7 protein-coding genes are annotated in these 13,218 nt (G+C 57.3%); 6 read left to right on the top strand and 1 reads right to left on the bottom strand.

The genetic code is table 11. From position 1 onward, the window contains the following. Positions 1-47: 47 nt before the first annotated feature. The 3 genes from prpC to prpF all read left to right on the top strand — a co-directional run bounded on the left by prpC (position 48) and on the right by prpF (position 5,353). Positions 48-1,217, top strand: a complete 1,170-nt coding sequence (gene prpC / locus KHO30_RS24110) for a bifunctional 2-methylcitrate synthase/citrate synthase (protein WP_200651199.1) — start codon at positions 48-50, stop codon at positions 1,215-1,217. Positions 1,218-1,535: 318 nt separating this feature from the next. Next, complete coding sequence (acnD, locus tag KHO30_RS24115; protein WP_200651198.1) at positions 1,536-4,133, top strand: Fe/S-dependent 2-methylisocitrate dehydratase AcnD; 2,598 nt, start codon at positions 1,536-1,538, stop codon at positions 4,131-4,133. A gap of 35 nt (positions 4,134-4,168) precedes the next feature. Next, positions 4,169-5,353 carry a 2-methylaconitate cis-trans isomerase PrpF gene (gene prpF / locus KHO30_RS24120; RefSeq protein WP_200651197.1) on the top strand — a complete coding sequence of 395 codons (1,185 nt, stop codon included), beginning with the start codon at positions 4,169-4,171 and terminating at the stop codon, positions 5,351-5,353. 196 nt (positions 5,354-5,549) lie between these two features. Here prpF and KHO30_RS24125 read toward each other — a convergent pair whose 3' ends face one another. Next, complete coding sequence (locus tag KHO30_RS24125) at positions 5,550-6,011, bottom strand: hypothetical protein (RefSeq protein ID WP_200651196.1); 462 nt, start codon at positions 6,009-6,011, stop codon at positions 5,550-5,552. 625 nt (positions 6,012-6,636) lie between these two features. Between KHO30_RS24125 and KHO30_RS24130 the strand changes: the two genes are divergently transcribed. Genes KHO30_RS24130 through KHO30_RS24140 form a run of 3 tightly spaced genes read left to right on the top strand, consistent with a single transcriptional unit; the run spans position 6,637 to position 12,832 of the window. Then, a complete protein-coding gene (locus tag KHO30_RS24130) occupies positions 6,637-8,973 on the top strand; it encodes a type VI secretion system Vgr family protein (RefSeq protein WP_200651195.1) in 2,337 nt (778 codons plus the stop codon). 56 nt (positions 8,974-9,029) lie between these two features. After that, positions 9,030-11,819, top strand: a complete 2,790-nt coding sequence (locus KHO30_RS24135) for a glycoside hydrolase family 19 protein (protein ID WP_244864120.1) — start codon at positions 9,030-9,032, stop codon at positions 11,817-11,819. Further along, entirely contained in the window at positions 11,813-12,832 is a 1,020-nt protein-coding gene (locus KHO30_RS24140) for a hypothetical protein (protein WP_211702565.1), read from the top strand. Before KHO30_RS24135 ends, KHO30_RS24140 begins: the two co-directional genes overlap by 7 nt. Positions 12,833-13,218: the final 386 nt, after the last annotated feature.

A 13,218-nucleotide genomic window follows, 5' to 3' on the forward strand; every position in this document is an offset into this window, starting at 1 on the left:
CGCGCTGATTGCCGCACGAACGCAACCCCGCAGTTGGAGACGAAATTATGAGTGAAGCCGATAACAGCACGCCGAACGCAGGCGCCTTCAAACCGAAGAAATCCGTCGCCCTGTCTGGCGTGACGGCTGGCAACACTGCCCTTTGCACGGTCGGCAAGACCGGCAACGACCTGCACTACCGCGGCTACGACATTCTCGACATCGCCGGTGCCTGCGAATTCGAAGAGATCGCGTATCTGCTGGTCCACGAAAGGCTGCCGACGCAGGCTGAACTCACCGCGTACAAGACCAAACTCAAGGCGTTGCGTGGCCTGCCCGCGAACGTCAAAGCCGCGCTGGAATGGATTCCGGCTGCCGCGCACCCGATGGATGTGATGCGCACCGGCGTGTCGGTGCTCGGCACCGTGTTGCCCGAGAAAGACGATCACAACCTGCCGGGCGCACGCGACATCGCCGACAAGCTGATGGCCTCGCTTGGTTCGATGCTGCTGTACTGGTATCACTACTCCCACAACGGCAAGCGCATCGAAGTCGAAACCGATGACGATTCGATCGGCGGTCACTTCCTGCATCTGCTGCACGGTGTGGAGCCGTCGAAGGCATGGGTTGATGCAATGCATGTGTCGCTGAACCTGTATGCCGAGCATGAGTTCAACGCGTCGACGTTCACGGGTCGCGTGATCGCCGGTACGGGCTCGGATATTTACTCGGCGATTACCGGTGCAATCGGTGCGCTGCGCGGCCCGAAGCACGGTGGCGCTAACGAAGTCGCATTCGAAATCCAGTCGCGCTATCAGACACCGGATGAGGCCGAAGCCGACATCCGCAAGCGCGTCGAGAACAAGGAAGTGGTGATCGGTTTCGGTCACCCGGTGTACACGATTTCCGACCCGCGCAACAAGGTCATCAAGGAAATCGCGAAGAAGCTGTCGAAGGAAGCGGGCAACAACAAGCTCTTCAACATCGCCGAACGTCTGGAGTCGGTGATGGCGGACGCGAAAAAGATGTTCCCGAATCTCGACTGGTTCAGCGCGGTTTCGTATCACATGATGGGCGTGCCGACCGCGATGTTCACGCCGCTGTTTGTGATCGCACGCACCGCAGGCTGGAGCGCGCACATCATCGAGCAACGGATCGACAACAAGATCATCCGTCCGAGTGCGAATTACACTGGTCCCGACGATCTGCCGTTCGTGCCGCTGGCCAAACGCGTCTAAGCGTGTAAACGCAAAGCCGCAAGCGTTTCTCCTCCATTGCGTCTCATGAGCGCGACGTAATGAAGTTTGGGCCTTGGCTCGCTGGAACCCCCGAGCCAAGGCTGTTTTTTTTGCGGGGCTTATTGCAGTGCTTCGTGCGGTACGTTGTGCGGCGCATCAACGAAACACACTGCAAGCCGGCGCGCCATCGCAAGCTATAAACTACACAGACTGTCCGATTGATACGCCAACGAAGCGCCGACTGAAAGAGGGGCAGCGGATTGTGAAGCACGGCTGCCGCCATCGTCCCCGGATCATTTTTGTTTTGTCCCCTACGCCATGAATACTGCCAATCGCAAACGCCTTCCCGGCACCCAACTGGATTTCTTCGACACGCGTGCCGCCGTCGATGCAATCCAGCCCGGCGCCTACGACAAGCTGCCGTACACCTCGCGCGTGCTGGCCGAAAACCTCGTGCGCCGCTGCGATCCGGTGACACTGACGGCGTCGCTCAAGCAGATTATCGAACGCAAGCGCGAGCTGGATTTTCCGTGGTTCCCGGCGCGCGTGGTGTGTCATGACATTCTCGGCCAGACCGCTCTGGTCGACCTCGCCGGTTTGCGCGATGCGATCGCGTTACAAGGCGGCGATCCCGCGATGGTCAACCCGGTTGTGCCGACGCAGCTCGTAGTGGATCACTCGCTTGCCGTCGAGTGCGGCGGTTTCGATCCGGATGCGTTCGCGAAGAACCGCGCCATTGAAGATCGCCGCAATGAAGACCGCTTCGACTTTATCAACTGGACCAAGCGCGCGTTCAAGAACGTCGACGTGATTCCGCCGGGCAACGGCATCCTGCATCAGATAAACCTCGAGCGCATGAGCCCGGTGGTGCAGGTGAAAGACGGTGTGGCTTTCCCCGATACGCTGGTCGGCACCGACTCGCATACGCCGATGGTGGATGCGCTCGGTGTGATCGCAATCGGCGTGGGTGGTCTTGAAGCGGAAAGCGTAATGCTGGGCCGCGCGTCTTATATGCGGCTGCCGGATATCGTCGGTGTGGAGCTCACGGGCAAGCCGGCTGAGGGCATCACGGCGACCGACGTTGTGCTCTCGCTGACCGAATTCCTGCGTAAAGAAAAAGTGGTAGGCGCCTACCTCGAGTTCTACGGCGCAGGCACGGCCAACCTGACGCTCGGCGATCGCGCGACCATCGCCAACATGGCGCCCGAATTCGGCGCGACGGCGGCGATGTTCTACATCGATGAGCAGACCATCAAGTACCTCAAGCTCACCGGCCGCGACGACGAACTCGTCAAGCTGGTCGAGACCTACGCAAAGGAAACCGGCCTGTGGGGCGATACGTTGAAGCACGCCGAATATGAGCGCGTGCTGAAGTTCGATCTGTCTACCGTGGTGCGCACGCTGGCGGGGCCGTCGAATCCGCATCGTCGTTTGCCGGTTTCCGAACTGGCTGCGCGCGGCATCAGCGGCAAGGTGGAGAACGAGCCGGGTCTGATGCCGGACGGCGCGGTGATCATCGCTGCGATCACGAGCTGCACGAACACCAACAATCCGCGCAACATGATCGCCGCCGGTTTGCTGGCGCGTAACGCCAATCAACGTGGACTCACCCGCAAGCCGTGGGCGAAGACTTCGCTCGCGCCAGGGTCGAAGGCGGTCACGTTGTATCTGGAAGAGGCGGGCCTCCTGCCGGAACTCGAGCAACTGGGCTTCGGCGTGGTCGCATATGCGTGCACGTCGTGCAACGGCATGTCGGGTGCGTTGGATCCGGTGATCCAGAAGGAAATCGTCGATCGTGATCTGTATGCGACGGCGGTGCTATCCGGTAACCGTAACTTCGACGGCCGTATCCATCCGTATGCGAAGCAGGCCTTTCTCGCTTCGCCGCCGCTGGTGGTGGCGTATGCGATTGCCGGCACGATCCGCTTCGACATCGAGAAGGACGTGCTGGGCGTCGACGCTGCCGGCAACGAGATCAAGCTGAAAGACATCTGGCCGTCGGATGAAGAGATCGACGCGATCGTCGCTTCGAGCGTGAAGCCGGAGCAGTTCCGCAAGGTGTATGAGCCGATGTTCGCGGTCTCTGTCGATACCGGTGAGAAGGCTGATCCGTTGTACGACTGGCGTCCGATGAGCACGTATATCCGCCGTCCGCCGTATTGGGAGGGCGCGCTTGCTGGTGAGCGCACGCTTGCGGGCATGCGTCCGCTGGCTGTGCTGGGCGACAACATCACGACTGACCACCTGTCGCCGTCGAATGCGATTCTGGCGGACAGCGCGTCGGGTGAGTACCTCGCCAAGATGGGCTTGCCGGAAGAGGACTTCAATTCGTACGCAACGCACCGTGGCGATCACCTGACCGCACAGCGTGCCACCTTCGCGAATCCGACGCTGAAGAACGAGATGGTGCTGGAAGACGGCAAGGTGAAGGCCGGGTCGTTGGCGCGCATCGAGCCGGAGGGCAAGGTGACGCGTATGTGGGAAGCAATCGAAACCTACATGGAGCGCAAGCAGCCGCTGATCGTGATTGCCGGGGCCGACTACGGGCAAGGTTCGTCGCGTGACTGGGCGGCGAAGGGCGTGCGTCTTGCCGGCGCGGAAGCGATTGTTGCGGAAGGGTTCGAGCGGATTCACCGCACGAATCTGGTCGGCATGGGCGTGCTGCCGCTGGAATTCAAACCTGGTGTGAATCGACTCACGCTCGCAATCGACGGCACTGAAACCTTCGACGTAATCGGCGAACGCAAACCGCGTGCCGACCTCACGCTCGTGATTAATCGCAAGAACGGTGAGCGCGTCGAGGTACCGGTGACGTGCCGCCTGGATACGGCGGAAGAGGTATCGATCTATGAAGCCGGCGGCGTGTTGCAACGCTTCGCACAGGACTTTCTTGAATCGACGAAGGCCGCGGCTTAAGGCTTTTGAGCTTCTCTCATCAGGACATTACTTTCATGGCTCACAAACCTCAGATCAAGATTCCGGCGACGTACATGCGCGGCGGCACCAGCAAAGGCGTGTTCTTCCGGCTGCAGGATTTGCCGGAGGCGGCCCAGGTGCCGGGCGCCGCGCGTGACGCACTGCTGATGCGTGTGATTGGCAGCCCGGACCCGTATGGCAAGCAGATCGACGGTATGGGCGGCGCGACTTCCAGCACGAGCAAGACGGTCATCATCGCGAAGAGCAGCAAGCCGGATCATGACGTGGACTATCTGTTCGGGCAGGTTTCCATCGATAAGGCTTTCGTCGATTGGAGCGGCAATTGCGGAAATCTCTCTGCTGCGGTGGGGCCGTTTGCGATTAGTGCGGGTCTTGTCGATGCGAGCCGGATTCCGCAGAACGGCGTGGCTGTTGTGCGTATCTGGCAGGCGAATATCGGCAAGACGATCATCGGCCATGTGCCTATTACCGATGGCGCTGTGCAGGAAACTGGCGACTTTGAACTCGATGGCGTGACGTTTCCGGCTGCCGAAGTTCAGCTCGAATTCATGGACCCGGCTGCTGAAGAAGACGGCGCCGGCGGCGCGATGTTCCCGACGGGGAATCTGGTCGATGACCTCGAGGTGCCGGGTGTCGGCACGCTGAAGGCGACGATGATTAACGCCGGTATCCCGACCATTTTCGTGGACGCGGAAGCGATCGGTTATAAGGGCACCGAACTACAGGACGCGATCAATAGCGACGAGAAGGCGCTCGCGATGTTCGAAACCATTCGCGCGCATGGTGCTGTGCGTATGGGCCTGATCAAGAACATCGATGAGATCGCAACGCGGCAGCATACGCCGAAGGTTGCGTTTGTCGCCAAGCCTGCGGACTACGTGGCTTCCAGCGGCAAGCGTGTTGCTGCGAGCGATGTCGATCTGCTGGTGCGCGCGATGTCGATGGGCAAGCTGCATCACGCGATGATGGGGACGGCAGCGGTTGCGATTGGTACGGCTGCTGCGATTTCGGGAACCTTGGTGAATCTCGCCGCTGGCGGTGGGGCGCGCGAGGCGGTGAGATTCGGCCATCCGTCGGGGACGCTGCGAGTGGGCGCCGAGGCTAGAGAGGAAGGCGGGGAGTGGACGGTCACCAAAGCAATCATGAGCCGGAGTGCACGGGTGCTGATGGAGGGATGGGTGAGGGTGCCGGGGGAGTGAGGTAACAGTTGCCGGCCCGGAAGTTGGCGAGTTTCATCGCTTTTCTCCAGAGAACGTTGGGGCAGGGCGGGGCCGGTTGCATCTGTGCGGCGGCGCGTAAAGTCGTCGTAGATGTCTGGACGAAAGCCGTCTCAGTGCACGAATCGCCGAAGGACTCGGACGCGCCGCCTTACCACTCGGCTGTTTTTTCGATCGCCTAGTTTTGCGCGACAACTGGTTGCTGCGTGGTGTTGGCTCCCAATGCCGCGCCGCTTTCCGCCGATCGAATTTTGTGCTGCTGCACGTCTGCGGTGGCTGCTCCTGCTCGTTGTGCTACCTCCTCTGCAAGCAGGCTCGCTGCATGGCGTGCCGTGATGCGGCTTTGCGGAACACCCTTCGCATCGAGCGCAATCACCTTGTACAACTCGCGGTCGCATTCAAGTTCCTGCTGATATTGCTCCGCCGTGTCCACCAGCAATTCGAGGAGTGTCTGACGACGTCTTCTTTCCTCAAGCGTGACGGAAGGATTCCTACATATCGAAGACGCAAGAGTGATCAAGGTATCCAGATGAGCCAGGTGCCGGTCGCATAAATCGAAGGCGGATAGGGCAAGCTTTTCGTACTGGATTGCGTCGACAGGCGGACGTGAAGCGGGTTGATTTTTTGTGGACTTGCTCATGATGCGATCTCCCTGTTACTTCTCGGATCGCCCGACACTCGCTTGGGAAGGGGTGAGCGGGCACGTAATAGGGTTGACAGACCGGGGCAATAACAAACCGGCGAGCCTTGCGGCTCCCCCACCACGGCCCGCCCATTGAAATATAGACGTGCAGGGGTAGACGCACGACCCGCGTGAGCGGGTGTGCGGTTATTGCCACGGGCTGTCAAACCCGGCCGTTGGGTGTTTCCCGACGGCTTGGTAATTATAAGGGAGGTCACCGCGGTTGACTTCAACCTTATAGGCAAAATGTTTGATTTGGCCGAAAGGATAAGGCGGACTGGGGCGAGGAGGAGGGCGTTCGTGCCTTCCTCCGTCATCGGCGTCAAATACTTCGCAAGCAACGCGTCTCCCGCGCTATAGATCAGATGATCGAAATGTCCGAGTTGTTCGAACAGCTCGCGCACAGCGGATTCATTGCTCAATACTCCGATCGACCGTGCATCCCTTGGTGCGATCGCCGAGCATGCTTTCCACTCTTCAGATTGACATCGACTTTATCTCAAAAAATATTTGGTTGACCTGATCAGATTCAAACGTTTAGTTTACTGCTTCGGCGATCAGGTCAGTCACTGTGGAGTACTTTGTGAGTTCGACAGTTGAGTATGGGGACGAGCTTAAACGGGATGCAAAGAAGCTCGCAGGGGCTAGTGACCAGGCGAAATATTTCATCGAGGTGTTCGGGGCGGAAAGGATCAGCGATATTTCGGTGGTGTCATACCGTGCCGTCGAAAAAATGGGGCAGTCCTATCGCGTTGATATCGTCGCGGCTTGCCCGCAGAAGCTGACGCGCGATGTGATCCTGGGACATGAGGCGAAGTTCAGGCTCGTGCCCGACGATGGCGGCGAGCCGGTCGTGTACTGGGGGCGCATTACAGGCTTCGCACATACGAAGACGACAAAGGACCTCAGCAGCTACGAGCTTGTTCTCAAGGCGCACATCGGCTGCCTGAATCCCCACACGACGCAGACCTACCAGAACAGCAGTGCGCCCGAGATCATCGATGCGATCCTACGCCGCAACGAGCTGAAGGGGCATCAGTTCATTTTCAAACTGCGTCGCCAATACCCGAGGCATTCGTTCAGGTTTCAGTACCAGCAGGGAGACTGGGATTTTGTCAACATGCTCATGCAGCAGGAGGGCATGTACAGTTACATCATCCAGGGCGAACACGGTGATGTCGTCATCTTTGGCGACGATATCGATCACTATGTGTATCAGCCTAAACTCGCGTCCCTGCATCGGCCCATCTCGGGGCTGATGACGGGCGAAGAATCCGTATCAGCGCTGCGCATGGATACCGAAATGGTGCCCATGGCGTATGTCGTCGCCGACTACAATCCTGACCAGGCTTGGGAGCGTATCAAGGCAGAAGCCAACGTCGCCCGAAGCGACAAAACGACTTACGGCCAGCCGTATATCTACGGCACGGGCCATCTTGACCAGTCCGGCGCACAGTGGGAAGCGCAGTTACGCCATGAGGCTGCGCTCGCCTGGCAAGTCGTCTACACCGGCGAGAGCAACCTGCGCGAACTGCGTCCCGGCCGCATCCTGACGACCGACGAAAATTTGGCGGATGCACCACACGGTCAGGTCATCATCGAAGTCGCGCACTCGGGCGGCCGCGCCCAGCCCTATCGCAACACCTACAAGGCCATTCCTTCGGACCGGCGTTTCCGGTTAAAAATCGAAGATCACAAATGGCCAAAAATCGCGGGAACGCTGAGTGCCCGTGTCACGTCACCGGGCAAGTACAAATATGCCTATCTGACACAGCAGGGCTATTACGTCGTTCGCTTCGACTGCGACTATGGCGAGTGGCCTGCCGGCGGTGAGAGTGTGCCGCTGCGGCTTGCGAAACCATTTGCAGGCGGCTTGCAGACCGGCTTCCACTTTCCTGTAGTGGAAGGTACGGAAGCCGTCATCGAGTTCCGCGATGGCGATCCGAACAAGCCGTATATCGGCGCTTTTCATCACACGAACCATCAGGTCGATCTGATTACCAATCAGGATCGGCTGATGTCGCGCAATCGCATTTATACGCAGAGTGGCAACGAGTTCGATCTTGAAGACTGGGAAGGTGAGGAGCACGTCAGGCTCTCGACCGAGCATTCAGGAAAGAGCCAGTTGACCCTGGGCCACATCGTCAACGGCAAACGTCAGCACCGAGGCAGCGGTTTTGAACTGCGCACTGATCAGCACGGCGTGCTGCGTGCCGGTGGCGGGCTGATGCTGTGCAGCGATATGCAGCCACAGGCGGACGGCAAGCAGACCGACATGGCGGAAGCCATGACGCAGTTCCAGACACTACAGATCCAGGCTCAGAGCCTCGCTGATCAGGCGAACACGGCCAAGGCCGAGATTGCCGATCTGAAGGCCGAAAACGAATGGCTGAAGAACAGCGTGAACGAGTTGAAGGAGGCCGTCGTGCTGCTGTCCTCGCCGAAGGGCGTTGCTGTTTCGACGTCTGATCGCGTGTCGGTTAGTGCGGGCAAGGACGTGAATGTGACGACAGGATCGGGTTTCAACGTCAGCGCCTTGAAGAGCATCGTTATGGCGGCTGAAAGCGCACTCTCGCTCTTCGCGCATACGCTCGGAATAAAACTGTTTGCTGCGTGCGGAAAGGTCCAGATCCAGGCGCAAAGCGATGAGCTTGCCATGTCAGCGCTTAAGGATCTCACGATTACCAGCACGAACGGCAGGCTTGTGCTCTCGGCGAAGGAGGAGGTCTGGATTGGCGCCGGCGGTTCCTACCTGCGTATTACGCCGTGCAACATCACGAATGCCACGCCGGGCGACTACATCGAGAAAGCGGTGTCCTGGCAGAGGAATTCGCCGGACTCGCAGTTGAGGAAGGAATCCCTGCCTTACACGACCGATCTGCCGGATACGGGCGCTCACGGTTCACGATTCTCCGGATGACATCGTTACGTCTTACTCCGGATTGCTAACCACAACCAATACGACACGTTACAAGCATGACCGCACAGACTCACCCGCATCCAGCACCACCTCCCACGCCCGCATCAGCCCCGCCCGCGCCGACTTCGGCGACTACGCCGCTAACGTGGCGCTATCCGTTTCCGGACAAGGACTACAAGGAGGTGACCAGCCCGCAGACCTTTTATCAGGCACTGGCCGGAATGGATGACGGCTTTTTCCCCCTTGGAGTCAACGGCTTTCCGCACGGCGGTATCCACCTGAACAACAGCGTCGGCATGTTCGGGACCAAGGACGGCGTGCGCTGCATTGCGGACGGGTACATCGTCGCCTACAAGATCGATGACGCGTATCCGCATCTGCAATTCAAGGACGGCAAATGGGCCATGTACTCGACCGGTTTCGTACTGGTACGCCATAGGTTGACGCTGCCACCTGCGCCCAACAGCACCGGCGTACAGCCCGCTGACGAATCACACGATATCTACAGTCTCTACATGCACACGGCGGACTGGGCAACCTACCTGGCCGATGAGAAACTGAAACGTCCGTGGTGGTGGCTGAACGTTGACGCGTTTCGGGTTCAGGGCAGGGATCGCCAGATGGCCGCGCCCAAGGACGGCACGACCGGGGCGGCAGGCGCATTTGTCTGGACGGAGCCGAAGGCTGGCAAGAAGCCAGGAAGCTTCACGGCGGGTGAGCGGGTTGGTTTCCTGCCTGAGGGCAGCGAGATCATCGCCAGCGAGACGCGTGGCCAGTGGGTGCACATCAAGCGCATCACTGCGGGTCATATGACCAGTCCGGTCAATGGCGGCTATTTCGGGGGTGAGGACGAGAATGTGCCGTGGAAAACCGAAACCAATAACGCAAAGGTCACGCCTGAGAACGACTGGGGCTGGCTCTACAAGCCGAACCTGAAGGGGATCAAGGAACCGGACCCGGTGGGTCAGGTGGTGATTCCGCCGGCACCGGTATTCGTCAAGGCCGGAACGCCGCTCGGGCAGATCGGTGAGTATCACGATTACGAGCGCGCGACGCCGCTGCCACCTGTACCGAAACGCCAGCTTTTGCACCTTGAAGTATTTGCCGACGACAGCTTCAGCGCGTTTCTCGACAAAAGCCGTGCGCGGGCGGCACAGTTTCTCCGCCCCGATCAGCTACCACTTCTCGTGATAAATGCCGGCGCGAAACTGGTGAAGGACGTCCTTCCGGCGGATCGCAAGCTGTGTGAGTGGCGTCCCCTGTACCGCGCCGACGTGACGCCGGATAGTCCGGCAAGCGGTCCCTGGATCAAGGTGCAGCCGCGATATCAGGACCCAACCACGACCCTGCTTATGCCCGAGGGGGCGCCTGTCTGGATTGAGCGGGAGAAACTTGCGACTGCAACGGCGACAACACCCGCCTGGACTCAGTTTCCGCTAAGCCTGCAAAAGGTGGCTGACCCGGCGAACGCGTTTACGCTCGTGTATTCACGCAGTCAACTCGATGGATTGAGTGCGCGGGAAAAGGCTGTGGATGATGCCAAGACGCAATGGTGGCGCGTGAAATTTGGCGACGCGGACGGGCATCCGGCTTCGGGCTGGGTCTGCGAAAAGAAGCATCCAGATACGCAGTGGCAGAGTCCGTGGGCGTGGCCTGGCTTTGAGAAGGTGGACGCGACGGGTATCGATCTCGCGGATGCCTTTAGGCGCAATCTGGTTCTCACCGGTTCTGCAGACTGGAAGGAGCAGACGGAATTCGAGCCGTCGGTCACAGCAGTCAATGGCAGTCCGCTGTTGCTGAAGCTGGAGCGGACGATTGCAAAGCTGGCGCCCCCGCCGAGCTATGGTGCCAGTAGCAAGCCCAAAGAGAATCCGGCCGGCAAGGTCACGGGCAAGGCCATGCAGGCCGCCATGCGTACGCCGTGGCTCGCGCAGGCATTGTCACGTGTGATCCTTCGCTACGAAAGCGAATGGGGCGGTGACATGTCGCGATGGAACGCAATCACGCCGCTGATGCGAAACGCGAAAGATAACTGGCTGGTCGAGTTGCAGCGCATCCACGAGCTTCAATGGTGGAACGATGTGAAGGGCAAGGTTGCGGGGTTTCCTGTTAGTGCGACCGTGCATCACATTCATCCGATTGCGCTGGTTGCGAATTTCATGTGCAACTGTGGCTGTATTGATATAGATAAATTTTTGCAGGCCTATGAAGCCGAGCACGTAGCATTTGAAGCAGGCACGCAGCCGCTAGATGACGCGTCAAAAAATAATCTGCGAATTTTCATTCAAGGAATTCTCGACTATTACAAGAAATATAAAAATGGAGAGTGCAACATTGCCTATATCGCTTACATGCTCGGAACAGCTCGCTTGGAAACAAAAAAATACCATGCGAATCTGCATAAAACTATTTATTTCGAGCCAACTACGGAAGGTGGTCCCATACCCTATTTTAATAAGTACGACCCTGTTCTAGCCGATACGGCAGCTCATCGACAACGTGCGCTTGATAATGGGAACGCACATCAAGGGGATGGTTACAAATATCGTGGTCGTGGATACGTTCAGGTAACTTGGAGAAATAACTATCGGGCAATCGGGCAAGTAATTGGCATCGACTTGGCTAACAATCCGGACCGAATGTTGGAGCCAGAAATCGCGGCATGGGCAACTGTCTATGGTATGGAGAATGGGATTTTTACTGGGAGAAGACTCTCAAATTATATCAGTGAAGCGACACAGGACTACGTTAACGCTCGGCGGATAATAAACGGCTTGGATCAGGCCGATAAGATTGCCGGTTTTGCGATTAAGTTTAAAATAATTCTTGAGGGGACAAGATGCTGAAGTCAGTGTTCTGTGCATTTATTTTTTCGATGCCATTGTTGATTTCTACAAAAACGATTGCGTCTGACTTGGGGCGAGGTAGTGGCGCAGACAAGATACTGGTTGCGAAGGTAAATAAGGCTGGTGAGGCCGAAATCTTTGAAGACGGAAAATTTCTGGGGAAGTACGAAAATTTAATCGTCAACGAATCCTCGCTTTCTTCAAATATAGTGCCGCTTGTGGGCGGAGGGCTCGCCATTGAAATTGATTCAGAAGGATCGAGAAACAAGTTTCATATCGTCGCACCGATAGACCGAGTCGGAAGTCGGCTCTATATCGATTGCATATACAAAACATTTTATGACTCCGTTGACGAGACGCGCTCAGTTGGCTCTTCTTGCAGGAGAGTGGAGTTAGGCAGTTTTGACGTTGCTGCTGCGATTAGTGAAGACGGCATGATTACCTATAGTGATGGAAAGGATTGGCTGAAAAGCACACAGCACACAGCCTGCTCTAACCCGACTGGATTGGAATATGGGGATTTTCGTTTTGTTAGATGTAGTGTCGCCGGGGTCTCGGACACGAAAAACCAGAAAATCATCATTCTCGACAGAACCGGGAAATCCCTTGCGACTCTTGTTGGTTACGAATTGATTCCAAAGGTGGATGGATTTGGATTCGCGATAATCGCTGACCTTCAAAGTCAGGCGATTGTTTTCAGTGGAGATGCCCGATGTCTATCGAAAGATCTGGTCAACTCAAATTCCCTATCGGGTGTGGCCAAAATCGCGGATAAGTTTTCTATAAATTATGCACTCAACGAGGTTAATGCGTGCGTTTTTGGTCATTATTCGTATTTCGGGGGAAGTGGAGAGATTTCGCTAAAAGGTCATAAGAGCAACGGGGTATTTTATTTACTCGAAATGGTGTCGCAAAAGACATCGAGTGGCCTTTTTATACTTAATCGACTAGATGGCGGTGCTCGGGGCGTATGGGTTGCGGTTCCTCCGAAGGAGCCGCTCACGGTAAATTAAGTTTTACGATATTTCACGTCAAACAAATGAATAAAATGCCAACTAGAAAATTGATCAAATTAATGCATTGATCGATAGTGGCATAGATAGCTACGTGCCAGACCGTCAAGGCATTTCCCCGTGCCGAAAATCTTCACCCTCAATGCTCGGGCGCACTTCTTCTCGTAATCAATCGAGGCCCGGGGATGGAGGATAAGCCTCATAAAAAGCCTTGGTACATATGAGAGCGATTCGACGCGATGTCGCAGTTGACAACCTAGCGGACATACCCATTCAGTTGCGAGCGATGAAAGCACTTTGGGCAGGAGGCGGACAAGGAGGGTTGCTCACCCGCCGCGAAGATGAGGCGGTCCTGTTTGAAAAGGGAATGAACTGTAACTGCTAGA

This window comes from Paraburkholderia aspalathi, assembly GCF_905220735.1.
Taxonomy (GTDB): Bacteria; Pseudomonadota; Gammaproteobacteria; order Burkholderiales; family Burkholderiaceae; genus Paraburkholderia; species Paraburkholderia aspalathi.